The organism is Microcoleus sp. A006_D1 (assembly GCF_036702805.1).
Classification (GTDB): domain Bacteria; phylum Cyanobacteriota; class Cyanobacteriia; order Cyanobacteriales; family Microcoleaceae; genus Microcoleus.
In genome coordinates this window covers 323,082-349,718 of the sequence record NZ_JAUBVZ010000002.1, presented here as the reverse complement: position 1 = coordinate 349,718, position 26,637 = coordinate 323,082, and the positions used below count along the sequence as shown (strand labels likewise).

The 26,637-nt window shown below is 45.0% G+C and carries 26 protein-coding genes and 1 pseudogene; 14 read left to right on the top strand and 13 right to left on the bottom strand.

The annotated features are described in order from the left end of the window. The first annotated feature begins 228 nt into the window (after positions 1-228). The 6 genes and pseudogenes from QUB68_RS04435 to QUB68_RS04410 all read left to right on the top strand — a co-directional run bounded on the left by QUB68_RS04435 (position 229) and on the right by QUB68_RS04410 (position 6,215). Positions 229-2,304: a tetratricopeptide repeat protein gene (locus tag QUB68_RS04435; RefSeq protein WP_332989751.1), complete on the top strand. Its 2,076-nt coding sequence runs from the start codon at positions 229-231 to the stop codon at positions 2,302-2,304. Between the two features lie 83 nt (positions 2,305-2,387). Continuing rightward, positions 2,388-2,525: pseudogene (locus QUB68_RS04430) on the top strand (helix-turn-helix domain-containing protein); the annotation flags it as partial. A 212-nt stretch (positions 2,526-2,737) separates the two neighbouring features. Beyond that, positions 2,738-3,562: a M15 family metallopeptidase gene (locus tag QUB68_RS04425; protein ID WP_332989749.1), complete on the top strand. Its 825-nt coding sequence runs from the start codon at positions 2,738-2,740 to the stop codon at positions 3,560-3,562. 179 nt (positions 3,563-3,741) lie between these two features. Continuing rightward, a complete protein-coding gene (gene coaD, locus QUB68_RS04420) occupies positions 3,742-4,320 on the top strand; it encodes a pantetheine-phosphate adenylyltransferase (protein ID WP_332989748.1) in 579 nt (192 codons plus the stop codon). After that, positions 4,203-4,889 (top strand): DivIVA domain-containing protein, encoded by a 687-nt coding sequence (locus QUB68_RS04415; protein ID WP_332989746.1) that lies wholly within the window; start codon positions 4,203-4,205, stop codon positions 4,887-4,889. The genes coaD and QUB68_RS04415 overlap by 118 nt, the downstream gene beginning before the upstream one ends. 273 nt (positions 4,890-5,162) lie before the next feature. Next, positions 5,163-6,215: an acyltransferase gene (locus tag QUB68_RS04410; protein ID WP_332989744.1), complete on the top strand. Its 1,053-nt coding sequence runs from the start codon at positions 5,163-5,165 to the stop codon at positions 6,213-6,215. Positions 6,216-6,229: 14 nt separating this feature from the next. Here QUB68_RS04410 and QUB68_RS04405 read toward each other — a convergent pair whose 3' ends face one another. Next, positions 6,230-6,961 (bottom strand): TIGR04283 family arsenosugar biosynthesis glycosyltransferase, encoded by a 732-nt coding sequence (locus QUB68_RS04405; RefSeq protein WP_332989742.1) that lies wholly within the window; start codon positions 6,959-6,961, stop codon positions 6,230-6,232. A gap of 93 nt (positions 6,962-7,054) precedes the next feature. Here QUB68_RS04405 and ubiG point away from each other — a divergent pair, with 93 nt between their 5' ends. Beyond that, positions 7,055-7,900: a bifunctional 2-polyprenyl-6-hydroxyphenol methylase/3-demethylubiquinol 3-O-methyltransferase UbiG gene (gene ubiG / locus QUB68_RS04400; protein ID WP_332989740.1), complete on the top strand. Its 846-nt coding sequence runs from the start codon at positions 7,055-7,057 to the stop codon at positions 7,898-7,900. Positions 7,901-8,174: 274 nt separating this feature from the next. On the opposite strand, the gene QUB68_RS04395 is transcribed toward ubiG, so the two are convergent. Beyond that, positions 8,175-8,306: a hypothetical protein gene (locus QUB68_RS04395; RefSeq protein WP_332989738.1), complete on the bottom strand. Its 132-nt coding sequence runs from the start codon at positions 8,304-8,306 to the stop codon at positions 8,175-8,177. Between the two features lie 118 nt (positions 8,307-8,424). Between QUB68_RS04395 and QUB68_RS04390 the strand changes: the two genes are divergently transcribed. The 4 genes from QUB68_RS04390 (at position 8,425) to QUB68_RS04375 (ending at position 12,326) form a co-directional block, all read left to right on the top strand. After that, positions 8,425-8,751: a cupin domain-containing protein gene (locus QUB68_RS04390; RefSeq protein WP_332989736.1), complete on the top strand. Its 327-nt coding sequence runs from the start codon at positions 8,425-8,427 to the stop codon at positions 8,749-8,751. A 162-nt stretch (positions 8,752-8,913) separates the two neighbouring features. Beyond that, positions 8,914-9,426, top strand: a complete 513-nt coding sequence (gene fldA / locus QUB68_RS04385) for a flavodoxin FldA (RefSeq protein WP_332989734.1) — start codon at positions 8,914-8,916, stop codon at positions 9,424-9,426. Positions 9,427-9,523: 97 nt separating this feature from the next. Beyond that, positions 9,524-10,261: an alpha/beta fold hydrolase gene (locus tag QUB68_RS04380; RefSeq protein ID WP_332989732.1), complete on the top strand. Its 738-nt coding sequence runs from the start codon at positions 9,524-9,526 to the stop codon at positions 10,259-10,261. Between the two features lie 70 nt (positions 10,262-10,331). After that, positions 10,332-12,326 carry an ATP-binding protein gene (locus tag QUB68_RS04375; protein ID WP_332989730.1) on the top strand — a complete coding sequence of 665 codons (1,995 nt, stop codon included), beginning with the start codon at positions 10,332-10,334 and terminating at the stop codon, positions 12,324-12,326. Between the two features lie 153 nt (positions 12,327-12,479). On the opposite strand, the gene QUB68_RS04370 is transcribed toward QUB68_RS04375, so the two are convergent. The 4 genes from QUB68_RS04370 to QUB68_RS04355 all read right to left on the bottom strand — a co-directional run bounded on the left by QUB68_RS04370 (position 12,480) and on the right by QUB68_RS04355 (position 16,008). Continuing rightward, positions 12,480-12,746 (bottom strand): FeoC-like transcriptional regulator, encoded by a 267-nt coding sequence (locus QUB68_RS04370; RefSeq protein WP_332989728.1) that lies wholly within the window; start codon positions 12,744-12,746, stop codon positions 12,480-12,482. Between the two features lie 167 nt (positions 12,747-12,913). Then, positions 12,914-15,253 carry a Fe(2+) transporter permease subunit FeoB gene (feoB, locus tag QUB68_RS04365; RefSeq protein WP_332989726.1) on the bottom strand — a complete coding sequence of 780 codons (2,340 nt, stop codon included), beginning with the start codon at positions 15,251-15,253 and terminating at the stop codon, positions 12,914-12,916. After that, on the bottom strand, positions 15,253-15,495 hold the full coding sequence (locus QUB68_RS04360) for a FeoA family protein (RefSeq protein ID WP_332989724.1): 243 nt from the start codon (positions 15,493-15,495) through the stop codon (positions 15,253-15,255). The genes feoB and QUB68_RS04360 overlap by 1 nt, the downstream gene beginning before the upstream one ends. A 156-nt stretch (positions 15,496-15,651) precedes the next feature. Next, positions 15,652-16,008, bottom strand: coding sequence for a FeoA family protein (locus tag QUB68_RS04355; protein WP_332989722.1), 357 nt, complete (start codon positions 16,006-16,008; stop codon positions 15,652-15,654). Positions 16,009-16,484: 476 nt separating this feature from the next. On the opposite strand from QUB68_RS04355, the gene QUB68_RS04350 reads away from it, so the two are divergent. Then, complete coding sequence (locus QUB68_RS04350) at positions 16,485-17,384, top strand: alpha/beta fold hydrolase (protein WP_332989720.1); 900 nt, start codon at positions 16,485-16,487, stop codon at positions 17,382-17,384. A 58-nt stretch (positions 17,385-17,442) separates the two neighbouring features. Here QUB68_RS04350 and QUB68_RS04345 read toward each other — a convergent pair whose 3' ends face one another. From QUB68_RS04345 to QUB68_RS04320, 6 genes are all read right to left on the bottom strand, one after another. After that, positions 17,443-17,886 carry a DUF4079 domain-containing protein gene (locus QUB68_RS04345; RefSeq protein ID WP_332989718.1) on the bottom strand — a complete coding sequence of 148 codons (444 nt, stop codon included), beginning with the start codon at positions 17,884-17,886 and terminating at the stop codon, positions 17,443-17,445. A 334-nt stretch (positions 17,887-18,220) separates the two neighbouring features. Further along, positions 18,221-18,979: a WecB/TagA/CpsF family glycosyltransferase gene (locus QUB68_RS04340; RefSeq protein WP_332989716.1), complete on the bottom strand. Its 759-nt coding sequence runs from the start codon at positions 18,977-18,979 to the stop codon at positions 18,221-18,223. Between the two features lie 440 nt (positions 18,980-19,419). Beyond that, positions 19,420-20,787, bottom strand: a complete 1,368-nt coding sequence (locus QUB68_RS04335) for an O-antigen ligase domain-containing protein (protein WP_332989714.1) — start codon at positions 20,785-20,787, stop codon at positions 19,420-19,422. A gap of 106 nt (positions 20,788-20,893) precedes the next feature. Beyond that, positions 20,894-22,018 (bottom strand): glycosyltransferase family 4 protein, encoded by a 1,125-nt coding sequence (locus tag QUB68_RS04330; protein WP_332989712.1) that lies wholly within the window; start codon positions 22,016-22,018, stop codon positions 20,894-20,896. After that, the gene (locus QUB68_RS04325) at positions 22,015-22,296 is read right to left on the bottom strand and encodes a hypothetical protein (RefSeq protein WP_332989710.1); all 282 of its coding nucleotides are present in this window, start codon (positions 22,294-22,296) and stop codon (positions 22,015-22,017) included. The genes QUB68_RS04330 and QUB68_RS04325 overlap by 4 nt, the downstream gene beginning before the upstream one ends. Positions 22,297-22,461: 165 nt before the next feature. Beyond that, positions 22,462-23,655, bottom strand: a complete 1,194-nt coding sequence (locus QUB68_RS04320) for a glycosyltransferase family 4 protein (protein WP_332989708.1) — start codon at positions 23,653-23,655, stop codon at positions 22,462-22,464. A gap of 1,154 nt (positions 23,656-24,809) precedes the next feature. Between QUB68_RS04320 and QUB68_RS04315 the strand changes: the two genes are divergently transcribed. Together QUB68_RS04315 and QUB68_RS04310 are read left to right on the top strand one after the other, a co-directional pair. Continuing rightward, positions 24,810-25,478 carry a hypothetical protein gene (locus tag QUB68_RS04315; RefSeq protein WP_332989706.1) on the top strand — a complete coding sequence of 223 codons (669 nt, stop codon included), beginning with the start codon at positions 24,810-24,812 and terminating at the stop codon, positions 25,476-25,478. A gap of 27 nt (positions 25,479-25,505) precedes the next feature. Further along, on the top strand, positions 25,506-25,721 hold the full coding sequence (locus QUB68_RS04310) for an ATP-binding protein (RefSeq protein ID WP_332989704.1): 216 nt from the start codon (positions 25,506-25,508) through the stop codon (positions 25,719-25,721). On the opposite strand, the gene QUB68_RS04305 is transcribed toward QUB68_RS04310, so the two are convergent. Then, entirely contained in the window at positions 25,714-26,403 is a 690-nt protein-coding gene (locus QUB68_RS04305) for a CPBP family intramembrane glutamic endopeptidase (RefSeq protein ID WP_332989702.1), read from the bottom strand. The genes QUB68_RS04310 and QUB68_RS04305 overlap by 8 nt on opposite strands. Positions 26,404-26,637: the final 234 nt, after the last annotated feature.

The window sequence follows — 26,637 nt, the reverse complement described above, 5'->3', positions numbered from 1 at the left end:
TAATAATTGTAGCGCATGAAGTCAAGGGGCGATCGATCTGGCAATCTACGGCATTGACATCTTGCCTGACCTACCGACGATCATTTTTTACTAATTTTAGATATAATAAGCACCAGTGTCCGCAAATCGCCTCGCGATCGCCTGCACCGTCATAGAGCTTGCACGCATACAAATAAACCGGTTTAGTGGATATAAGCAGGGCAGTCCTATATTCAGGGAGTCAAAAAAGTGGTAACAATTATTACCAGAGCTGATGAGTCGCGGTTTCAACAAGGGCAAATCACCTATGAAGGCAAATATTTAGATGAAATAGTAGGGTTGTTCCCTAATTTCCCAGATCTAACTCTTGAATCTATCGAAGATGTAATAGGTATTTATTCCAAAAAAGAGGACAATATTCGGAAAGCTAAAAAACTCAGAGTGAGTTCGTTTAATAAAACAGCGACGCAAGTAATCATTCGGTTTTCTGTTGTAGCCGAGCTAAATATTTCATCTGAGGATTTTAACAAACGTGTCCGGGGACAAATGATTCGAGCGGGAGCGATCGCACAAAATGCTTTTTTACCTTTCTGCTGTCTGCTGGATTGCGAACAGATGGAAGCTGTAATGAAACTACCTAATCCAGGGGAGTCAACTATGAAAGATGAAATTAACGCCTTCAAAAATCGCAATGATTGGGAAGGTGTACATAACAAATTTTCCCCCATAGAGAATCTCAGTCAGCACCCAATATGGACAGATGCCACAATTCTGAGCGAAATCGGATTTGCCTGCGGGAAGTTGGCCCAGGTTTCGGTAGAGGACATCCCTAGAAAAGAGCCAGAAAAAACAGCATTTTTAAACAGCAAGAATAAGTTTCGCCGTGAATCTGAAATGCTGCGCCAGCGATGTGTCGAATTAATGCCGAACAATCCTACTTATTTGGCAAATTTAGCATACTTGCATTATCAGAATGCTATGGAACTAAAAACACCTAGAAATAGGCGTGATGGAAACCTTCGGAAAGAGGCAGAATCAGCGATCACATACTATGACATGGCCATATCTATAGCTCCAAATCGGATCAAAGACCATTATCGAAAGGGATACTTACTTGCAGAAGTCCTACCTAATACCTATTGGAAAGATCGGAATTTAGAAGTTGCAAAACAAAAACGTCTAGAAGGAATTGAATCTTTCAAAAAAGCTCTCCAATTTTGGGAATCACTTGACCCTACCAGTCCAGAGCAAAACCGAGAGCGCAGTCGGTGTCGTAACGAATATATAAAATCGCTGTACAGCATCGGCTCTGCATACTATGAAATGATTGTCAACAAGTGGGATACAGCAGTTTTTGCATTGAAATTGAGTCACAATGTTTGTCGGGAAGACGATGTTACTTACTTCCCAAAAGATTTAGAAAATGCCAACTATGCGTGGCACTACTTTTATAAATGTTGGGAATTAGACAGGCCGGAAGGTGAATCTGCCACAACAGCAATAAACGGTGTTTGTGAGGGTGTTGATAAGTTATATTCTCTCGGAAAAACGGCATTTGTTCAATATTGGATTTTGAGCGGTTACGGTCAGCTAGACAAACCAGAAGCTATTCGTTATCGCGAGCTAGCAGAACAGTATTTAGTTGAGTCGCTCACTTTTCCTCGTTCTCCCAAAAAGCAAAGACAAAAAAAAGATTATATCGCTGAACGGCTGGCTAGACTTTATATCAGCAAAGCAGAGTATACAAAGGCTATTGAAGTCATTGAAAAGTATCGCGCCCGCAGATTAGACTCATATCTAATTCATACTTTATCTCTGGCACTAATCCTGTTAAAGAGAGTGGATGAGGCGCAAATCCAACTACAGGAAGCAGTAAACGACAGAGGAAATGTAGATATAAAAACATCTATTCTTTTGATTGGTTGCTGTTTTTTAGTGGCGGGTAATTTTGAGCAGGCTTATCAAGTATTTCAGAAACAAAGGCAGGAAACAGAAAAAGATATATTTCTGATTGGAGAAGGATTTGCTGCGGCGAAGTTAAACAGAACCGAAGATGCGATAGAGTATCTGAGGCAAGCTAATGCAAAAAATCCTTGGCGTATCTCTGTAGGTAAAAGTGTAGAGCAATTGTCAAACGGCAAAGTTCGCGCAGTGCAACCCTCTCGATCGCCAAAAGCATCAGACTTGGAAAGCTTTAGGGATGTGTACGATCGCGATGGCGAGGGCTGCGAGGACTATACAGGGGTAATGTATGATGTTTTCGGCTACGACCCTGACGAAACAGACCAGACTTTTGAAGAGTATTTGGATACGCATGGATATTAGTAGATGCCATTTCCTTTGCTCCGTCTAGCCTTGTAAGCCCTAATATCTAGTAGTTCTCAAAGTTAAGTTTTAGTGTAGCCGATCGCTCTGGAGTATCCTACAATACTGTTAAAAGTTATGCCCGATCGCCCAATATGACAATGGCTGACATCGGTGTTCTGCGAAAATTGGCGCGGACGTTTGATGTGTCGATCGAAGAATTGTTAGATTTTGTGGAATAAGTAGCAAATTACACTTAAAATTAAGCAGCGCCAACCAGTTAGACTAAAACGGGCGATCGCCCGAGTCACAGATTCGAGAGTTGGCGGATGGGACGGGGCTCCGTCAGGAAGAGAGTATATATTCTCAGCGGCAATTGTAGCTGTGCGATCGCGCGCGATCGGTCTACAATTTGTAACGTTGAGCCTTATTGAAGTGCAGGAGTGGAGCTGGCTTGGATAACGCTAGTCTGTCGAGAAAAACCCCGCAAGCCTCGGAGCTTGCCGCTGACGAAATTCCAGAAGCAGTGCGAGACCGCCCATACCTAGAAGCAGGGGCGAGTCAGTCCAAGAAAAAAGGGCTGATTTGGAAACTGCTAGGGTTGGGCGCCGTCGCCTTTGGGGTCAGCATTTGGCTGCACCTCAACTTTAACTTTTTCCCAGCTACCAGTCGGGCACAGGAAACTCAACAAAACCCAGCAGCGGCGAGCTCGCCGTCTGGAGTGGCCGCGAGTCCAGCTACCAACTCAAAAGCCGCCACCCCAGACAACCTGCTGGGACATTTGCCGTACCCAGAAGCACCAGCCCAAGACTTGGTAAACGTCACCCCCGACGGTAGCGTCAAACTCCGCAAAACAGCAGCAGCAAAATATCAAGAAATGGCCAACGCCGCCGCCGCATCAGGGATCTATTTCGCTCCTATATCCGGCTTTCGTTCCGTGGACGACCAACAGCACGTATTTTTTGACGTGAAAGCCGAACGCAGGCAAAACGCCAGCAAGCGAGCCGAAGTCAGCGCTCCTCCAGGTTACAGCGAACACCATACAGGATATGCGATCGACCTCGGTGACGGCAGCTCCCCGGATACCAACCTCAGTCCCAGCTTTGAAAATACGCAAGCATTCAAGTGGCTAGAAGCCAATGCCACCGCTTTCAGCTTTGAACTGTCCTTCCCCAAAAACAATCGCCAAGGCGTCAGTTACGAGCCTTGGCACTGGCGGTTTGTGGGCGACAGGCAAAGTCTGGAAACTTTCTACAAAGCTCATTCCATGAAAAAGTAGAAGACAGTTGACAGTGGACAGTTGACAGTGGACAGTTGACAGTGGGCAGTTGACAGTGGACAGTTCACAGTCAGAAGGAAAAAGGAAAAAGAAAAAAGGAAGATTTTGCACATCTCCCTGTCTGCCCGTCTACCCCCGTCTCTCCCCGTCTCCCCATCTCCCCCTCTTTGGCCAAACAAGTGATTGCAATCTATCCAGGCAGCTTTGACCCCATTACCTTCGGTCACGCAGACATTATCGAGCGCGGCTGCAAATTGTTTGATCGCGTAATAGTTACCGTAGTCCGAAACCCCAGCAAAACCCCTCTGTTCACCGTAGAGCAACGAATCGAGCAGATCCAGCGCTGTACCCAACACTTGCCAAACGTAGAAGTAGACAGTTTTGAGGGTTTGACAGTAAACTATGCTAAGATTCGACAAGCCAAAGTGCTGCTGCGGGGACTCCGGGTATTAACGGATTTTGAAATGGAACTCCAGATGGCCCACACCAATAAAACCCTTCTGGGGGAAATTGAAACAGTCTTTTTGGCAACTTCTAACGAGTACAGCTTTTTAAGTAGTAGTGTAGTTAAAGAAATCGCCAAGTTTGGTGGCTCAGTAGATCATCTTGTTCCGAAACACGTCGCCCTAGATATTTACAAATGTTACGCCAGCAGGAACCAAATCGCATCGAACCCGATATTACCGGACGCAGCACTGAGAGCGAATCACCTCAGAACACAGCAGCATTCGGAGACGACACCAGAACCGCAGGAGTAGACATCCAGCGGGAATTGAACCGGCTTGAGGAAATTGTTCTCGACAGCCCGCGCATTCCCCTGACCAGGCGCACTCTGGTGGATGAAGAACAATTGCTCGATCAGTTAGACTTGGTGAGGCTCAATTTGCCGATCGCCTTTGGGGAATCCGAGACGATCATCCGGCACAAAGACGAACTGCTCCAAGAAGCTCAACTCTACGCTCAGGAAGTGATAGAAGCAGCAGAACAGCGAGCGGCAGAACTTTTAAACGATATGGGCCTGCTCCAGCAGGCGAAAATAGAAGCAGATCAGTTACGACAGCAAGTTTTGCTCGACTGCGAGGCAATTCAGCAGGCGACGCTGGCCGAAGTCGAACAAATTCGCTACCAGGCGCAAGAGGAATTGGAAGAGATGAGAGTCAGGGCGATGGCTGAATGCGAGGAAATTCAAAACGGCGCCGACGATTATGCTGACCAAGTGCTTGATAATATCGAACACAAGCTAAGCGATATGCTGCGCGTGATCCGCAACGGGCGCGATCGCCTCGATAGTGTTTCTGCATCCCACATCCATCACAACAACAGCTAGCTAACTGCTTGGACTCCAAGCGTGACAGGTGGGTCATTTTCTGAATTGGCGATCGAGCGATCGCACGATCGAGTAGTAGGGAAACGGCATTGCCGTGAGGAGTGCGGGGAGCTTTTAATAATTGGTATCAGATTGAGGATATGAGCCAGACTCTTTGAAATAGGTATAAGTTTTGTGAAGATAGGAGCAAATATAAAATTTTCTGCTAGGGTAAAAACTCATGAGACAGAAAATTCCTGATTTGACCCTAATTTTTGCAATCTAATTTTTACCATGCAAAAAGCTTCTAATCGGTTTGCTGAATTTGATTTGATCCGAGCTTTAGCGATCGTCAGTGTTGTGATTACTCATGCTGGGTTCTCGGCATTTCGCGAGCGGCGAATTCTGTTTGTGGCGATCGATACCTTGCAACTGTTCTGCGTACCAGCATTTTTACTGCTCAGCGGTTTTTTCCTCACCAACAAACTAGAAAATCAAAATAATCCCGGACAGGTAGTCAAAAAAAGACTGTCAAGAATTATACCACCCTATCTGTTTTGGTCAGTAGCTTTGTACGTCTTAAATAATTTGGGGTCGCTCCCAAAATTTGATTTACTTTCATTGCTCAGAGACATCCTGACAGGTTCGGTAATGCCTCCCTATTACTTCATCGTTGTGATTGTTCAATGCTACGCTTGGTGGTGGCTCCTGGTTAAATTAAGAGTTTTAGAACCCAGAAAAGTTTTAGCCTTGGGTGTAACAATTCAAACAATTTTTACCATCTTTTTTTACTTAACCGTTTTCAAACACATATCAATACCTCTACCTTTGATAGAGCGGTGGATTTTTAGTTGGATTTTGCCATTTTCAGCGGGTCTATATTTGGGCGCAGCCCGTCACAGAATTCAACCGATTATAGAACGCAGAAAACTGCCAATTTTAGCAGCAGCAATCCTGTTTTATCTAGCGAGCATTTGGGAATATTACTGGATGAGCGGAGTTAATTCAGATGGATGGTTTCTGCGATCGTTTTTCAAACTATCTTCTCAAGGATACGCAATTTTGTTCGTTTTATCGATCCTGGCATTTTCTAAGAGTATCGCATTTCCCAGTAGAGTTTCGGGGTTAATCAAAATATTGGCTGCTTATTCATTCCCCATATATCTGCTGGATTCGACAGTCGTGCAATATGTGTTGTTAGTGTATTATAAGTTTATTGACCCCGTAGATCCGCTGCTGAAGCTAGGGTTTTTAGTTGCCGGGACTTTGTTGGCTTGTTTAGCAATTATTTACCTGTTGCAGAAACTTTTGCCCAAAAAATACAGCCAGTACATTCTGGGAATTTAAGCGGATTTTCTGTTTCAGCGGATGTCTTCATAAAACTGCTTGAGATATTTCGGGTCAACGCCAAACCCCCACAAAAAACCGATCGCAAGATAGATCGCAGTTGCTTTGACTTCGCCCCAATGCGCGACTCGGCGATCGCTACTTTCCACCACCCGGTTGACTAACTTCAGTCTCCCGCGCCCCACCAACTTCAAACACAAATCCGCCTCCTCCATAATTGGGAGCGCAGCATCGAAACCGCCGCATTCCCAAAAATCTGCGCGGCGACAAAAAATAACTTGGTCGCCAAACAGCAAGCGCAATCCTTTAAAAAATAAATGAGGCCGAAATAACAGCGGCGCGTAGTAAGTTTTGAGGTAATTGTGGAGGGAAAAACCCCATCTTGTTTGCTGCGCACCAGCCATCAGAGAGATAAACCCGCCGCCGGAAATTTTGGCATCCGACAAGGTTTTCTGAATGACTGCTACCATGTCGTCGGGAACTAAGGTATCGGCGTGGAGGAAGCACAGAATTTCGCCACTGGCGGTTTCTGCACCTAGGTTCATTTGTGCGGAACGTCCTGCTATACTGCTAGAAATAACACGGGTTGTGGAAGTAAGGGCGATCGCCACTGTTTCGTCTTGACTGCCGCCATCTACCACCAAAACCTCCCAAGCGGGAGGATTGAGAATGCTGAGTTGGCGCAGGGTGCGTTCCAGACAAGTCGCTTCGTTCAGAGTTGGGATGATAATAGAAACGCGCTGCATCTGGTTGAAATTTATGCCAAAAGTATTATAATCAAAAACTGTGGCGATTGACAACTGCCGCTAGATATTCCACTAATCAGGACTCAAAAAATTGTGCAGAAAACAGAAGTAAAAAACGATTTAGAATTTTACGACGAAAATGCGGATAATTGGTGGGACGAAAATGCTAAGATTTACGCCTTATACCATCTCAACAAACCCAGATTTGAGTTCTTCGACAGACACGCGACAAATTGGCGAGGGCTGAAAACCTTAGATGTCGGGTGCGGCGGCGGCTTTTCCTGCGAATTTATGGCCGAGCGAGGGGCTGTGGTTTCGGGAATAGATCGATCGGACAAATGTATTGTAGCAGCTCGAAATCACGCAGTTACCAGCGGTTTTGAGATTGACTACAGACAAGGTTTTGCCGAAAATATGCCCTACGCGGACAATACCTTCGATGTGGTAATTTGCGTGGATGTTTTAGAACACGTTGCAGATTACAAACAAGTTGTGTCAGAAGTTCACAGAATTCTCAAGCCCGGAGGACTGTTCTTTTTCGATACCATCAACCGAACTTTTTCCTCGCAAGTGGTGATGATTGGACTCATGGAAAATATCTTGCAGGAAATTAGGCGGGGCGTTCACGATTGGGAAAAGTTTATTACCCCGGAAGAACTTTCTGTGGTAATGCAGGATACGGGTTTTGGCAAGATTGAAATTAAAGGTTTTGATATGTTTGGAGAAATGGGCGCCATTTTATCCGAGATGCACGGTTTTTGGGGAAATTTTACAAGTGGAAAGCAGCTATTTCCTTCGGGGGCAGTTTTCAAACAAGCAGCTCAACTGTTAACAGTTAATTTTGCTAACTATGTTGATTACAAAAAGTCTGGGTTGTTTAAAATCAAAATTAATGAGGATACGTCGATTATGTATGTGGGCGTAGGGGTGAAGAATTAGTCGGTTAATTGTTGATAGTTGACTGTTGTGATTAGCGCTCTTCTGTCACTCTCACTAAAGCAAAAGCTGAAAGTCTTATAGAGAGTGATTTTCAGTATTGGGGCTTAAGATATGAGTTTCTATCAGGAAAGCGATCGCTAATTGTCCATTTAGTAGCGGTTTCATCGATTGGCTGCGATTTTTATTTTCCTGGAGTGACAGAAGAGCGTTAGGGGGCGGGTTGTAGAGGGATTTGTGCGATCGACAAAATCCCTCTCTAACCCGCCCCGATTTTTTAGAGATAACTGCATATTATTTGCAAGTATTTTGGGATTTTACCGATCGCCCCTCCAGCTATATCGCCCAAAACCACCGCTCTGTCTAAATTTAAGGCTGTATTTTCCTCAACTATCTCCAATGCAGCCACCTTTTTGTTACAAATCTTAATAGTTTAATCTTGACAATTTATCTAAATTGCATGGTAGCTTATTGAATATAAATTGCAATAAGTACCAGAAGTTAATAGTACCTGGAGGTCAATCACCGTGACAGCAGCAATAGTTTCCGCGTCAGCCTCGCAAATCAGCGAGCGGCAACCTGCCGACAGCCAAAAAGTGATGAGTTTGGGTCAAAATTCAGAAATACCCGACCTGGATCACTCCACAGATGTCACCATAGCCGTCTTAGAAGGAGTGGGAACTCTCACGGTGTGCGATCGCACAGTCACTTTAACACCGGGAGTATTTGTGTTTGTACCCGCCGGCATCCCGCGGACTCTAAAAGTACAAACGACGCTGAATCTATTACTAATTGACTGCGAACCAGACCCCGATCTGAGCGAGTCAGCCTGGTTAATCAATTTTCAACTGTAAGCAGATGAAAAAACAGTGTCCTTGCTGCCTTGACTCCCTAATTTCTCAGGTTAGCCACAATCGCGTCTACTGGTTTTGTCTGAATTGCAGGCAAGAAATGCCAAGTTCTGACTCAAAAAAAATAAATCTCAAGCACTATCAAATTTCACATTCGGAGTAAAAATGTCAAAAGCAATTGGTCTTTTCTACGGAACTACAACTGGCAAAACTGAGTCAATCGCTGAAATGATTCGAGATGAATTTGGCGGCGATAGCGTAACTTTGCACGAAATCGGCAGCATTGACAATGATGATTTTGCCGAATACGAATGTCTGATTATCGCTTGTCCGACTTGGAACATCGGCGAACTGCAAAGCGACTGGGAAGGTTTTTTCCCAGAACTCGATGATATTGATTTTAGCGGCAAAAAAGTAGCTTATTTGGGAACTGGCGACCAAGAAGGCTACCCGGATAATTTTATGGATGCAATGGGGATTTTGGCTGACAAAATCTCGGAACTGGGTGGCGAAACAGTCGGTTATTGGCCGGTAGATGGCTATGATTTCAATGAATCTAAAGCCGTAGTTAATGGCAAGTTTTTGGGTCTTGCTATTGATGAAGACAACCAATCCGATCTGACGGAAGCGCGGATCAAATCTTGGGTATCTCAACTCAAAAAAGAATTTAGTTTGTAGACTGGTAGTAGTAGCGGTAAGGTGCGCGGCGGGAGCGCACCCTACATTTAAATGTTATGCTTAAGTTATAAATAACTCTATCTCCAACTTAAAATAGATGAAGTTTAGTTCAGATGACGTGCTTTGGTTAAGTGTAAGTCCTAGTTTGCAATGCTTCGATCGCTCTTTGCTTTCCTACTTAAATGATTCTGTACCTGTGCAAGTATGGGAATACCAACAAACTGAAGACGAAGGTTGCTCTTTAGATATGGCTGTTGAGCTTTTGCACGATTTTTTAACAATGCGCGATCGCCCTACTCATCTCATCGGCCACAGTACCAGCGGATTAGTTGGTTTAATGTACGCCCGCCGCTATCCAGAGAAAGTAAGTTCTTTGGGACTTTTAGGTGTGGGTGTGCCATCTGCGGTTAATTGGCAAGCACATTACTACAGCCATCTTTCAGCTTTTCCCTGGAGTGGGAAACAAGTTTTGACTCAAATGGTTGCCGATATGCTGGGATTCCAAAATCAAAGTATCAATCAAAAATTTATACCATATTTTGAGGATGACTTGGCCTGTTCTCCTTGTCCACACTCTTTATTTAGCGTGATTAATTCTAGCGATGAAGGTGTAGAAGTACCTTTGTTGATATGCGGCAGCAAAACGGATTTTGTGGTATCTCCTATTGTGATGCGTCGCTGGTCTAAATTTCTCAAAAAAGGCGATCGCCTTTGGGAATGTCCAGACGGGCGGCATTTCTTCCATCACTTCCATCCAGAAGAAGTCGGGGAAGAAATACTGAATTTTTGGCTATCTCTACACAGTCGCCAACGGGTTTTAGATTTTAAATTTTAAGTGTCGCATCCCAACGATGACAATTATCAGGGAATCTATTAAAATAAGTTAATGAGTCTTATTTGCAATAATGATGAAAAATATTGAACCGGTGGGCGGACGCAAAAACAGCCCACCGAAGCCACAGCTTTACTCCCAAGCACCGCTGAGCCTCAAAATTATTGTGCCGTTTTTAGGTGTATCGGTTAGCTTATTGCTATTCGTGATGCACACAGTAAAAATCGGATTTGGCAACAGCCTCGAAGCAGGAGTGCAGAATCAAGTTGAAAACCAAGCAGCTTTGGCCGTGCGAGACTTCAAAAGTCGATCGCACCAACTGACAATGCAAGCTAAACTGCTAGCAGAAGAACCAGAAATTATCCGCGCCATAGAAAAAAAAGACACCGACATCTTGCGCCAAGACATACTATCTCTACAAACTAACTTCAAACTAGATTTAGTCAAAGTCGTCAACGCCCGCGGCGAAATGGTCGCAGAATTGCGAGAAGAGTCGCTCACAGACAAGAATTTGCTCATTTACGAATCGGTAAAATTAGCAATTAACGGCATAGAAAAATCAAGCTTCGTCAGCGTTGACGGCAAGCCGCAAGCCCTGCTAGTTGGATTTGCACCAATTATAAATAAAAACAACAACGCTCTAATTGGTGGCGTACTTATCGGTTACTTAGTAACAGACGAACAATTACAGCAAATCAGCATTGATATTAAAAGTCAGAATTACTTTGCTATCTTCCAATCAGGAAAATTAATAGCTACTAACTTCCCAGAAATCCGCTCTAAATCCTGGCAAGTACCGCAGCAGCAAACACGACCTACTAAAATAGATTTCGAGAACCGTTCCTATATGATGAAAACGGTAGCATTGTCAGACACTGGCGACAACGTAACCGCAGCCGTGTTTAACCCAATGGCCGATGTCCAAAAAACGCAATTAACTTTATCGAGAAATCTGGATAGTTTTTTGGTTGGAGGAATCATTTTAGCCGCTGTTGTTGGTGCGGTAGTTGCCGGAAAAATAGCTAAACCAATTCTTGAGTTAACTCAAAACGTGAATTGGATGGCAAGAAATCAATACTTTTCTAGTAAATTACCCATTCCTGCCGGTTATGAAGTCGGTCAACTTGCTACAGCTTTCAACTTTATGATAGAACAAGTAGAAAAGCGCGATGGCGAACTAAACTTGCAGTTGCACCAACTACAACAAGCGCTGCACGACTTAAAAAATACTCAATCCCAACTAATTCAAGCCGAAAAAATGTCCGGTTTGGGGCTGATGATGGCCGGCATCGCTCACGAAATCAACAACCCAGTCAACTTTATTTACGGCAACCTCTGTCATGCCAATCTGTACACGAAATCTTTGCTAGAACTTGTAGGATTTTATCAAGAAGAATATCCGAATCCCAGCGTGCGGATTCAAGACTACATTGAAGAAATCGAACTCGACTTTATAACAGAAGATTTATCGAAATTGCTATCTTCAATGAAAATGGGAACCGAGAGAATTCAGCAACTTGTATTGTCAATGCGAAACTTCTCCAGGTTAGACGAAGCCGCGATGAAACCAGTTGATATCCACGAAGGAATAGACAGCACGCTGTTAATTTTAAACAGCAAAATCAAAACAAATATTACTGTGACTAAAAAATACGGAAAACTGCCTTTTGTCGAGTGCTATGCGTCGCAACTAAACCAGGTATTTATGAATGTCACAGCAAATGCTGCGGATGCGTTGTTGAGCAATACTAATCTGCGAAACAAGCAGATTGAAATTTCCACAGAAATCGTCGGAAAAGATCAAGTAGTGGTCAAGATTCGAGATAACGGTACAGGAATTGACCCCAGTGTCATAGCCAAACTATTTGATCCATTTTTTACGACGAAACCTGTAGGAAAAGGAACTGGTTTAGGGTTGTCGATTTCCTACCAAATTATTGAGAAGCATCACGGTAGAATTGAAGTGAATTCGGAAATAGGTCAGGGAGCTGAATTTGCCATTTATTTACCGATCAAACACCCATCAAACAAGGATTTGGTTGCTGCCGCATTCGAGAGAAATCAATGATTTCATAGCAATTGTATTTGAGCTATGAACAAGATTTTTTTATTAACCGCAGAGGGCGCAGAGGGCGCAGAGTTAGAGAGGAAAAGGGAGGTTTGGGATTGATGGCGATTGCTGTAGGACAATTGTTGAGTTAGCACCCTGAATTTGTCGAATTTAATGGCAATTTGCAGAAACTGGTTCCTCTACAGGTGCTGATTTATCGGCATTTACCCAGACATAAATCTCGGTGGCATCGTCAGCGCAACTGTGACATCCGCCGCACTTTTTCGCTTCTGCCATTTTACTGATGCGGCCTTTACGCATCAGGCGGTTGAGCATTCCGCGCAAAGCATCGCCATCCATGCGGAAATGGAGTTTCAAGTCGGCGATAGACGCTCTTTTATTTTCGGAAATAAACTGTTGGATGTCGCTTAAAATCATGGTTTTTTTCCTTTCTTTGTTAATAGGACTGACGCAAGCGAGGTCAGAAACCGGGTTTTTTTACGAAAATCCTTCGCTGTAGTCCACAGATTAAGTAAAAAACCCGGTTTCTTTGGTCTTGATGCTGAAGTCCTGCCGCAGATGAACGCAGATGAACGCGGACAAATTTAATTCATCACTTCGCGCCGCTTGGGCCGTATTGCACCAGCCATTTTAAATCCCGCAAGTGTGAGCGCCATAGCTATTACCAGTCTCACTACCCAAATAACTGAAGATTCTGGATGCTCTGCGTAGGTCGCCACCTGATAATAAAGCACTGAAGTCCAGTAAGCTAAACCAGTAGTCCAAGCAGCGGCGAATATTGTCCAACCTAAGTTAGTTTCGCGGTACAGCGCTGCCGTTGCGGAAACGCAAGGAAAGTACAGTAATACAAACAGTAAATAAGCAAAGGCGCCTTGACTGGAACCAAACCGTTTAGACATTTGTCCGTAGGTGCTACCAGAAATACCTTGCTCCTCTTCTGCTGCTTTTTGGTCTGTAATATTGGCGGAACTGAAGCCGAGGGGGTCAAAAAGTTGACCGGGAAGTTTTGCGATATTCTCTGGAATGCTGAGATATGCTTTGCTCATGCCGCCCCAAAAGCTGAACGGTTCCTCTGGTTTGTCGGGTTCTGCACTTGCTGCTTTTTGTTCGTCGGCTAGTTGGGTGTAGAGGGAGTCTAAGGTTCCAACCATTACTTCTTTGGCAAATACTCCTGTTAGTAAACCGACGGTGGCGGGCCAGTTTTCTTGGGTAATTCCCATCGGGGTAAATACGGGTGTGACTGTGCGGGCAACTGCACTCAGAATTGAATCTTTGCTGTTGTCTTTGCCGAAGGAACCGTCGGTGCCGACGGAGTTCATGAATCCGAGGACAATCACCATAAGTACGATCGCGATTCCGGCCTTTTTGATAAAAGCTTGCAATCTGTCCCACGTCCGCAGCAACACGCCTTTGAGTTTGGGAATGTGGTAGGGCGGGAGTTCCATTACAAACGGTGCAGCTTCTCCTTGCAGGATGGTATTTTTTAAGATTAGCCCGGTAAAAACTGCGGCGATAATTCCTAACAGATAAAGTCCTAACACCATGTTTTGACCGCCGACTTGGAAGAATGCGCCACAAAATAGGGCGTAAACTGCTAATCTGGCGCTACAAGACATGAATGGATTCATCATAATCGTCATTGTGCGATCGCGCTTATTTTCCAATGTCCGCGTCGCCATAATTCCGGGGATGTTGCACCCAAAACCAATCATCATCGGTACAAAGGACTTGCCGGGAAGTCCGACAAATCGCATTAATCTGTCCATTACGAAGGCTGCCCGCGCCATGTAGCCAGAGTCTTCGAGGACAGATAAACACAAGAACATCATCCCAATTTGGGGAATAAAAGTAGCTGTGGTTTGAATGCCACCGCCGGCACCTTTTGCCAGCAATCCAATCAACCATCCTGGGGAATTGAGACTTCCTAAAACCTCAGCGAAACCGTCTACAAAAATTGTCCCGAAGAAGTTGTCAAAGAAGTCGATAAATACTGCGCCAACGTTAATCGAAATGGTGAACATTAAGTACATCACCACCAAGAATACGGGAATGCCTAACCAGCGGTTAAGCACAATTTGGTCGATTTTGTCGGAAACGTTGGTTTTGATTTCCCTGGAAGATTCGGCTACGCCTTGGGTGAGGGTGCGGATGTAGGTGTACCGACTATCGGCGATGATAATATCCAAGTCGTCATCGAGGGTTTCGTGGACTCTGCGGCGGTGCGGAACGACTATTTGTTCTAATTCTGTATTTGCGAGTTCCGGGGCGACTTCATCCTGGTATTCGAGGAGTTTCAGGGCTGTCCAGCGGGCATCAACTGTGCGGTTTGGGCTGTGTTTTTCGATATGGGGGATTAGTTGGGCGATCGCATCTTCGATCACAGCCGGATAAGCGACATAAGCAGATGGTACGATCGGCTTTTGTAGCGCCTTATTCACAGCATCCCGCAGCAGCGGCACTCCATCATTTGAGGTAGCACTCATCGGCACTACAGTACAGCCGAGGCGTTCTGCTAGTTTGCTAACATCAATTTTGATGTCCCTGTCTTTGGCAACATCCATCATATTCAGCGCTACTATCATCGGCACGCGCATCTCTAAGACTTGGGTGCTGAGATACAAATTTCGCTCTATATTGGAAGCGTCAACAATATTAATAATCACATCAGCTTCGCCAGATAGCAAATAATCTCGCGCTACCAATTCATCGAGTCCAGTATCTCCGTCTTCAGCATCAAGAGAATAAACACCCGGCAAATCAACAATAGTAATTGGCAAACCATCGTGAGTATACTTTCCCTCTTTCCGTTCGACGGTTACACCAGGCCAGTTTCCCACTCGCTGGTTAGCACCAGTCAGAGCATTAAATAAGGTAGTTTTACCACAGTTGGGATTACCCACCAATCCAATAATTTGCTTAGCCATTATTTCACTTCCTCTACAAATAGGGTTTTTGCTTCATCTTTGCGTAAACTTAGTTTAAAACCCCGGACTAGGATTTCTACGGGATCTCCCAGAGGTGCGTGGCGAGTGACAGTAAATTCGGTTCCCGGTGTCAATCCCATTGCTAACAATTTACCTTTGTAGCCGCGGGCTGTTTTCTCATAGCCAATCACTTTCCCGGTGCTGCCAACAGCTAAATCTCCCAGTTGTTTCTTCTCGTTCATTTTTTTCTATTGGTAATTGGTAATTGATAATTGGTAATTGGTAATTGGTAATTGGTAATTGGTAATTGGTAATTGGTAATAACTTCTTTTTCACGTCCAATGCCCAATGCCCAATGCCCTGTTTGGCCAATGCCCAATGCCCAATGCCCAATGCCCCTAATTTGTACACATAATTTTCTGTGCCATACCCGCCCCCAAACCGATGCGATTGTCGCCCATTGCTACAATGACGGAACCGCCAGAATTGCTGATGATTTGAACTTCGATGCCGGAGACAAATCCCATGCCGATGAGGCGGCGCACTGTGCCATCTGAACCCTTGAGTTTAACTATCAGTAGCTTGTCGCCGATGCTTGCCATTGCTAGCGGGAATGATTTACTCTGAGCTGAGTCTGGCTGAATTTCTGTGCTGTCTTCGGTTTGAGAGACTTCTGGTGTCTCACCGTAAAAGGTAAAACTCCCGAACTGTCCGGGGTTTGACTCTTGGTTCTGTTGGCTGTATTGTTGGTTCATCTGTTTTGGAAGTCGATCGACTTTAGTAACAAATTGTTTGGCTTGCTTGTACGATCGACTTGAGATATATTCTCAATACGATCGATGTACAATCGCAGACAGGGCTAAATTCCCCGTTCTAGCGAGCTGTTTCCCCTTAAATATTTCGGAGGCCGCTATTCCCCGCGTCCAGACATTAGACGAGTTTTTGGCGGGTTCCTAGTTTTAATCTCTCTGGCGCTAGATGCTGATTTGCGCTTTAACTTGGATCAAGCAAGACTTACTGCCCTTAAGCATAGTAAACTAAAAAAGAATTATTGGCAACAATTCTCAAATACTTTAGCATCTCTTTAACAAACTCAGCCTTAGCCTGGGCAAAGCGATACTCAGCAGCGATCGACCTAAATACTTAAATAAGGGCGATCGAGGATATATACTTAAATGTTAGGGCGATCGCGGGAGCACCGCCGCTACAAATTCACAATTTATCAAGCATTATGCCAGCAAGTTTTCTCCCAAAGTCGATCGCACAACTTACAGAATCCACCTCAATTGCCTTAGCCAAAAGCATTCAAGTTGAGCCAATTACAACTCCCCTAAACCAGCAGCAAATTGCCACAACCTACGCGCGCCAAGGCAGCGGAAATACCCCGATTTTGCTACTTCACGGCTTCGACAGTTCCGTGTTTGAATTCCGCCGCCTGTTGCCGCTGCTTGCCGAAAATAATGAGACTTGGGCAGTTGATTTGTTGGGTTTTGGCTTTACAGAAAGAGCGGCGGGTTTGCCCTTCAGCGCGATGGCAATTGGCACTCACCTCTATTATTTCTGGAAAACCCTTATTTCGCAACCTGTAATCTTAGTTGGCGCGTCGATGGGAGGTGCAGCAGCAATAGATTTCACCCTCGCCCATCCCGAAGCTGTAAAAAAATTAGTGTTAATAGACAGTGCTGGTTTTGCCGTCACATCTAATAAGGGAAAATTTTTAATTCCTCCTTTAGGATATCTGGCAACTTCATTTTTGCGAAATCCCAAAATTCGCCAAAAAATTAGCGTCAATGCTTATTGCGACGAAACTTGGGCTTCTGTTGACGCACAAACCTGCGCGGCTTTGCACTTAGAAATGCCCAACTGGAATCAAGCTTTAATTGCGTTTACCAAAAGCGGCGGCTACGGCGGTTTTGGGGAAAAACTGTCGCAAATTCAGCAGCAGACATTGATTTTGTGGGGAAAACAAGATAGAATATTGGGGACGGCGGATGCGGAGAAGTTTCAAAGTGCGATCGCAAATTCCCAACTAATTTGGATACCGGATTGCGGACACGTTCCCCACTTAGAAAAGCCGCAGATTACCGCTCAGCACATCTTAGATTTCACCAGTAAAGTAGTAGGTTCGTAGTGAGGACTTCAGTCCGCATCTTCGATCGGAGGACTGAAATCCTCACTAAAAACAAACGTTAAACTTTCGGTAAATACTTTTGTACAATCGTCCATCCTGTTAACAAAACAATCACAAATCCCCCAAACAAAGCCAAATTAGCGCCGATATGGAGGGGACGCGCCCACGGATGTTTAGGGCCAATTTGCAGCCCGCTTCCCACAGAAACCAACACCAAAGCCACAACAGCTAACCCCGCCGGTAAATGAGCCGAGTGACCTAAATTGCCGTAGTATCCCAGCGTACCGACTACGCCAATTCCCAACAGCAAAATTACCAAAGTCGCCATCCCCGTACCAGTCGCCAAATGAAAGGGACGCAGCCATTTTGGGCGCGGTTGTTTCGTACTGCGGGCGGCAAACATCCACGTTCCAGTAACGGCCAGCAACACGTAAGCTAGCAGGGAAACACCCATTGACCAAGCCGCTATTTTCCACAACCACAAGAAAGAAGGCAGATTCATGATTTAAATCCCTAGTTAGGGATTTGCCAGAAAGGTTTCTTTCCGATTTTACCGGGAAATACCGGGCAAAATAAATATTTTTGGGAAAAAGTGCGATCGGGCTATCCACAGCTTGCATCCGTCTGGCGCTGAAGTCAAACACCAGAGTCTGATACTCAGCTTCATTTACGTTAAAGATTTGTCGCTGCCGTTTTTAGGAACCGCCTTCCCATTTTAGCTTCGTGGTTTTGCTAAGCTGTTCTGCACTTAAATTAGATGTTAAAAAACAATCAAACACTCTTGTGGGGTGGGCGGGAGAGCCCGCCCTCGATATACAATTTAAATGCGCGACAGCTTATCTAACAAAAGGCATTTTATAAAACCCTAATTTTTGTTCTACTATCAAGCGGAAAAACGGCAGACCTTCGATCAAATATCTTTTCCACAACCTTCTCGGTTCGCTTAACAATCGGTACGCCCATTCTATGCCGACTTCGCTCATCCATTTGGGAGATCTGGCTTTGCAACCAGCTTCAAAATCAATAGTTGCACCTATGGCCAAGAAAACCTTGACCTGTGTGAATCTGCTTCTGTATTTAACCAGCCACTTCTCTTGTTTCGGCGCTCCCACTCCTATAGCCAGAACTGTAGCTCCTGATTTATTAATCGCGTCAATTATTGTTTCGCACTCTTCCTCATTTTTTTCAAAGCCAAAAGAAGGAGAAAGTGCTTCAACCACTATTTCTCTACCAATTTTTTGGTTGATTTTTTCCTGGGCTGTTTTAGCAATACCGACCGCCGCTCCTAGCAAAAATATTTTAATGTTCTCGTTATCTTTGTGATAAAGATAAAATGCCGGAAACAAGTCTGAACCCGAAATTTTTTCTTTGATAGGAGTTCCCAAAAATTTTGAGGCATACATCAATATTTGACTGTCGCATACTCTATAATTAGATGTATTGTAAGCTTCATAGAAGTCGCGGTCATACTGCAACTTAATTAAGTGGTCTACATTGGGGGTAAATACGACACCGCCTTCGGAATCGAGTTTTTCAAACAACTCTGTTATTGACAAGTTATCTATAGAGACATTCAATAAATTAACTGTTTTCATTTGTTATTACCTTCCAGCCTTAATCTTAATCTACAACTCACTCTCACCCCCACTACAGCAAGAATGTTTTTCACTACTTGGGGGCGGGGCGTGAATATACTTTCTTAAGTATATCCCCGTACACCCTAACTGTCCACTCAGGAATTTTAAAGATTGTGTAAAGCATCAGCTCCTTCTCGCAGAAAGTGTGTAAGACCCATTAATATTTACAAATTGCAACACACTTTTAATCAAAACCCCAATCAATCCGTGCTAATCGTTGAACCCTTGTAAATTAATCTAAAAAATAAATTTTTACATTTTTTAGACTCACTAATTTTGAGCAACTGAGAAATAGAACGAAACTCACGAACTTGATTTGATTTAAAGGTAGTAGATTTTTGAGTTTTTGTATGCAGGGAATACAAGATATTCAAGCTGAGATGGCAAGAGCGCGAACCTCATCCTGATTTTTGGTGAACCAGCGACTGTCTTCTTGCCGGCGAACTGGTTTTCTTGGCTTTAAGACTTTCTGGAGCTTTTAAAACCAGACCCGATATTCCTCCAGCAATCACCGCAAAAATCGGGTTAGTCATAGCGTTCAAAACACAGTCAAACACGTACATAGTTAAGGCTACTCCCAGCGCCGCAGCGGGCGCCACTTTGGGATTAGACCAGGTTCGGGCGGGATACTTGACGCAAAAGACCACAACAGGAAGTAACAATGAAGAAAATAAACTAACTAAACCGACTGCACCGTAGATGCCAAATGCAATAATCCACAAGCTGTCGGTGATCGAGATATCTTTACCGTACTGGTTGTACACGCGGTTTCCGCCCGAATCCCCCCAGCCAAACACAAATCTTTGCCGCGCTTTTTCCCCCAATATCTCTTCCATGTCAAATCTAAACTTCAGAGAAGCGGCTCGTTCTTCGCCAAATAATTGAGTGATGAAGCCGATCGCCTCTTGGCTCGAAAATTGACCCGATGCAGCTACGTACAGATAAAACACTATATATCCAATTATAAATAGCAGGGGCAAAGAGGTGCGAAACCACTTGGCACAGAATAATACGATCAACCCGATTGCAAATAAACTGTAGGCCCCCGTAGAACGGCACAGGAAAAAAGCAATAGTTATTACAATTGCTAAAGTCTTGATGTTGCGGCCCTGAAACTTTTTGAGCGTCCCAGTTTGCCAGAGCCAAACTCCGATTAAGGCGGCTGTCATCATCCACACGCCCACCATCAAACCGTGCTGCATAAATACTACCGGTCTCCACCCCCCCATACGCCTTGCTTGACCCCAGTCCTCAAAGGCACTCATGCCGTAAACCATTTGGTGCAGAACTGGGCCCCTAACCCCTTCAATCAAAGTAAAAGGAATGTAGGCCAACCCACCTGCAAAAATTCCGATCGCCAATTGTCGCAGCCCGTCTAAATTACCCACATACAAGCGTCCTAAAAAATAAGGAATACCCCAAGTAATGATTTGGCTGAAAGTCGGAGAAATTGGGCTGCCACCATTAGTAACTTGTGAAACAATGGGACACAAACAGAAAACTACCATTGGTATGTCCAGCCAACCCGGTTTAAAAGTGGTGATGCGCGCAGTATCGTAGAAAATAGTAGCCAGCAAAATCGCGTAGCAAGACGCCGATATTTTGTTATACGGTGGCAATAGGGGGATGGGATAAGAAGCTTGCGGCAAAAACAGCCACGCTACCACAAAACTTATAATTACCGCCCGCTGAGTCGGAAACCTCACAAACAGGTAAAAAACGATCGGAATCCAGCCGAACATAACAATTGGGATTAACGCAACCATAGGTTTTTTTTGGCAGGAAAATTGTAGGAAGACAGATCGATTTGCCCGATAAAAATTCTCGCTTAAACGATCGCATCTTACCCGATCTTTTAAATCAGCCTCAATTTTACGCCTTGTCCGTTAATTGTGGCTGACGTTCCATAGCAGTGTACAGTGCAGCCTCGAAGAGATCAGTTGCATCCTCCCAGGTATAATTAATCACCGTCTCTAAAGCAGTCTCAGACATTGCTCGCCACTCGATATCAGACAACTGACAAATCTGCTCGATCGCTTTTGCCATATCCTCTGGGTCTTCTGGCTCGACCAGGATTCCACCCCCGCCAGCAAGTAGTTCCGGAGCTGCACCAGCAGGAGTGCCGATGACTGGAGTGCCGCAAGCCATCGCTTCGATAATTGGCAAGCCGAAGCCTTCGGAGCGGCTGCCAAACAACCAAGCATCGCATTTACTGTAGAATTCTCTAAGTTGGTCTTGATTTGGTGACTTTATATACTCAGTACCCTCCGGCAGCGGCAAAAAAGGAGGAGGAGTTTCCCCCGAACCAAAGGCAACTAAACGCAGGTTGGGAATTTTTTTAGCAGCTAGAGAGAAAGCCTCCAGGGCAATATCGCAGCCTTTCCAAGGAGTTGTAGAATAGTACAGCCCGACTGTGGGAACGGATTGCTTGCCTCGCGGTTGCTTACTTCGCGACTGGGGGTCGTAAAACCGTTTGGTGTCCACGGTGGGAGGGACGAGAGAGACAGACAAATCGCCGTATTCATTCCGAGCTTTTTCTGCCAGCCACTGAGCCACAGCGATTTTGTGCATCGGCAGCCGCCAAGTTGCCTCTACTCGACCTTTTGGTACGTAGTCAAAAGCCTCGTAGTGTTGGAGAAAATATACTTTCGCTCCTTTGCTCGGGGAGAGTTTTGCCACCCACTCGGCAGTTTCCCACCAAGTAGCCATGATAATATCGGCATCAGGTACGTCCAGGTCGGTAATTGGACGGTTGGTTTCGAGAACTAGGCTTTCGACATCCACCTCGTCAAAGTGAGACAGTTCTTTCTTTGGAGCGGGTTCCCAACCCCTACCTCTCAGAAGCGATCGCAACTGTTGGATCAAAGTCGGTTGTCGCGGGGGTGTAGAGACGATAAGTATTTTGTGTCCTCGCTTTTGGAGAAGTTCGGTGTAGATAGATAACACCCTCATGCCACCTGTAAGACCGAGGGTAGGAAGGACAAAAGTAATTTTCATGAATAAATGCGGAAGAAGGACAGTGGTTTATAAAACTCCTCCATCATCACAGAAAGTTGGCACTTACGAGTCTGTTTTTGGCTTTTTGTGCAGGGTGCGGGCGAACGTTCGAGGCGATCGTCACTTGATAGCCGGCCTGACTTTGGCGTCACCGACTTATCCCCCTTAGCAATCGGGAGATGTTTGAGGACTAGACAAGTCCCACCGGTAACGGTGCCAGCATTAAAACCTCTGTGACACTCGGCTTCAGTTTTTGGCGGGCGGTAACTTTGAACCACTATTCGCTAGTCGATGCGGTGAGAATTCGTTTCGAGACTGCTTGGTAGAAAACAGGACACTGGCGATTTGGGTTTTGGCAGAAGCACCCCACCAAACGAGATGAAATTATTGCTGACAATCCCGCGTCAAGAGCACGCGTCGTGCAGAATTTCAAATTGCAGCAGTTAGCATCCAACCTCAACTTTGTTTTTACGATCCGATACTACTGGCACTTTGCGCTCCGGTTCTTCCGGCACATAGTAGGGAGAAAAGGAAACGATTTTAACGTCCCGCTGTTTAGATTTGTCTACAGCAACTTTCAATCCCGCTTCAAAATGAGCGGTGGCATCTTCCCAAGTATAATTGACTACCTTGGCATAGGCTGCTTCGGACATGGCTTGCCACTCTGAATTTGGCAACTGACAGATACGCTCTATGGCTTTTGCCATTTCTTCGGGATCTTCGGGTCTGACAAGTATGCCGCTACCGCCGCTCAAAATTTCAGGAGCAGCGCCTGCTGGGGTACTGATGACGGGAGTGCGGCACGCCATCGCTTCGATAATTGGCAACCCGAAGCCTTCGGAGCGGCTCGCCAGCAGCCAAGCATCGCATTTGCTGTAAGAGTCTTTGAGTTTTTGTTGGTCGGGTTGAATTATATACTCGGCATTGGCTGGTAGCGGCAATTCCGAGGATGGGGCATCTACACCGAAGGCAACCAGACGCAGGTTGGGGATTTTTTCGGCAGCTAGGGAAAAAGCTTTCAGGGCGATGTCGGTTCCTTTCCAGTAAATTGTAGAGTACATCATGCCAATTGTCGGAACCGATTGTTTGTTGCGAGGACAGGCGTAAAATTGCTTAGTGTCCACACTAGGAGGAGCTAAGGAAACTTGGCGATCGCCGTATTTAGTCTTAGCTAGGTCAACTAACCACTGAGAGATGGTAATTTTGTGCATGGGCAGCATCCAAGTTGCTTCTACTCTACCTTGAGGTAAATAGTCAAAAACTTCGTGATGCTGGAGAAAATAAGCTTTTGCTCCTTTGCTGGGGGAGAGTTTTGCTACCCACTCGGCGGTTTCCCACCAGGTGGCAACTATCACGTCTGCGTCAGGTACATCTTTGTCCTCTACCGGGCGGTTGCGATCGGTAATTTTGTGTTCTACATCTAAGTTGTCGAAAAATGAAGGTTCGTTTTCAGGTGTGGCAATCCAACCCCGTCCCCGCAGCAGCGACTTGACTTGCTGGCGCAGACTTGCTTGGCGGTGGGGTACAGAGATGACGAACACTTCGTGGCCTCGCTTTCTCAAACGTTCTGCGAAAATAGATACTACTCGTATTCCACCAGTCAGACACAGAGTAGGAAGAACAAACGTGATTTTCATTTTTAACTCCCGCTGAGGACTTCGACTCCATCAAGGCGCTGCGACGAGCGCTGGTTTATAGAGTTCGATAGGAAAGAGGGGCGGGTGAATATTAGTTACCGCTTTCCTGGTGTGTAAGTTCAATCAAACCTAGGGACTGTTCACAATACCCCAGTATCGAACTGGCATAATTTCGCTGTGATTGATTTGATAATAACGATTGATGTCAACCCAAAACAGTTCCTGTAGGGATAAATTTTGATTGAGAGGCAATTTCCTCCTGAAGGCAGATCCCTACTTAAACTTCAGCTTTTTCGCGGTCAACACCAAGCTAGACAACACTTCCTGTCTAACATAACAGCACTTGTTTATCTTACAGACGGGTAGGTACGGGAAACCGGAAATTACCTAAATTTTTCGGTGGGACTAAATACTCTGGGGGTAAATATTCTGGCAGTAAAATGTAGCATAGGTAACACTCTATAGGAGATTGACGATCGCGATTGGGAAAATTCTACACTGAAATATCCCAGAATAAAATTCTTAATTTGAGAGTGTTGATTTCCCGATCGATCCAACAGACAAAAACACGGAGCGGTGGCTGTATTTTTTTGTAAGTTTACTGTCAGTATTGCTGGCTCAAATATCATATTTTGTCAGGACTCAGAGATGTGATTTGCTCAAATACAGGCAGGGCGCGATCGATCCCAAAGAGGGAATCGCGCGAATTTGAGTCTGGAACGTGCTAATCAGGGAAGAAATCACTTTTTTCAACTATTACTCGATCACTCTGGTCAAAGACTCGTCTAAAAACCCGGTTGATGCCTTCGGGACTGTTTGAAAAAGTAGGTTTCGCAATCGCGGTACAGAACGTAGACGTTCACCAGTATAAATTTAATTGGCTGCGTAAGTTTTAAATTTGTTAATCAAAGGCGATCGCCTGAAAGAACGTAAAAAAGCGACTGCCACTTCTGGGCCGATTAGGTATAGTCCACCCAAATCCTGTCTAAGTAATTACCGTAATGAAAAAGTTACGCAAATTATCTAATCACCGTGTAAAGATCGAAGAAATAATCCGGGTAAAGTGACATAGATCCTGCCAACCTTGACTCCTAAGCTGCTGCGGCTGGTTAGGGGTATGTATCAAACGAGTTCGCTTACAAAAATATCCTATTATGAAAGAATTATTTTTCCTGAGTTTGCGATTCCGGATCGCAATTAATCTGATTTTGGGCGCTGTGCTGCCGATGCTTGCAGCGATATGGTTTACCAGTTTTCACGCAGCTAAGATTATTCGATCGCCAGCGCCACAAAACCTTGAATTAATATCGGATGTCTTAACCGAAAGCATCTCCCGGTGGGAACAAATGAACGTTCAAGTGTTGCGCAGCCTCAGTCAAAATCCCGGTACAATCAGCATGAAAGTCAGCCAACAGTTGCAGCTGCTGGCTGCTGTCAACCGCAGCTACAGCGACAGATACCTTGCCGAAGCTGACAATTTAGAAGGATACGTTGTGGCGGGCGGCAGCGGCACTGCGCGCGATCGCCTCAACCGCAGCGATCGCCATTGGTTTAAAAGTGCAGTCGGCGGCACTGAAATCACCCGCGAAGCTTCACTCTCTGGCTTAACGGGAAAACCCGCAGTTATTTTCTTAACACCGATTCGGGAAGTTGCTAGTTTAAGTACCGATAAACCTGCCGATAAACTGGAGAAAATTCAAGGAGTAGCGATTATAGGTCAATACAGTTCACTTAAGACTGTTCAGTCTATAAAATCATGTGAAAAATATATACGGAGATTGCCGCGCGGGGACGTTCTCTTCGGACAAAAAAGCGTTAAGTAAACCGTATTGAGCTATACTTGAATTGGGATGAATCCAGAGGAAATTGAAAAAGTATTTCAACATTTTACGAAAGTAGACCAATCTACTCTGAGGTACGGCGGCGGTACGGTTTTGGGACTGGCAATTACTAAGAATTTTTGTGAGATGATGGGTGGGTATATTAGTCTGGAAAGTGAGGTGGGAAAAGGGTCAAGTTTTATTGTAGAATTGCCAGCGATAGTGGCTGAAAGAGCAGCTAGTTAAAGAGGATTTGCCAAGCAATAATTGCCAGTGCCAAATCTGCGATCGCGTGGCTGATATAACTAGACCAAAGCGAACGGTAAGTTAGATAACATTGCGACCAAATTATCCCGGCGGCAAAGACAGCTAATGAGCCTAAAATCACACCGCGCCAGTCGCTGTAGGCTGCGATGACAAAAATGTGGTGGAGCGTGAAAAATAGCGAACTGAGAAATATGGCTGGTGTTCCCGGCATCATAATCTGGCATTTGTTGCAGACAAACCACCGCCAAGTGAATTCTTCAATTAGCGAGTTAACTAGCACAAAATATGCTTCGATTATCAAGAAAATATTAGGGCTACTAATCCCCATTTCCTGCGCTTTTTCTTTGGCCGCTACAGGATCGATCGAGTGCTGACCGAACAGGCTGTAGATACCCACAATCACCGCAAACATGAATGTTCCCCAAATAGCTCCAGCTAGCAATTCTCGGCGCTTGGGGAGGGAGAAATGCAGTTTTTGGCGATCGACTAAAACAGACCACGCGATCGGAAAAACCAGCAACCAAACTTGACACAAGGCTGACAGTGTTTGTCCCCAGCTTCCGGGAGCAATATACAATGCTGTTACTGCACCAATACTAGCAGCAGGGACAAGCAGTGTGAGAGCTAAGAGTGCTTTTTTGCGATCGCCAATTTCCAGCATTTTTGACGCTCCCTGTGAAAATTGGATTGATATCAAAGATAAAAGCTTGTCCACTGCGGACAGGTGAGTTTTGTGCCGCTTATAAAAGTGGCGGGCTTTTGTGGCATCGCAAAAGATGTAGTTGCACAAAATTGAAGACTCCGCCACTAAAGCAGTTTCGCTTGCAACAAAATGTTCATGCAAGAACAATTTGATCATCTGTTGGCATTTGCGGCTCGAAATACCATAAGATGA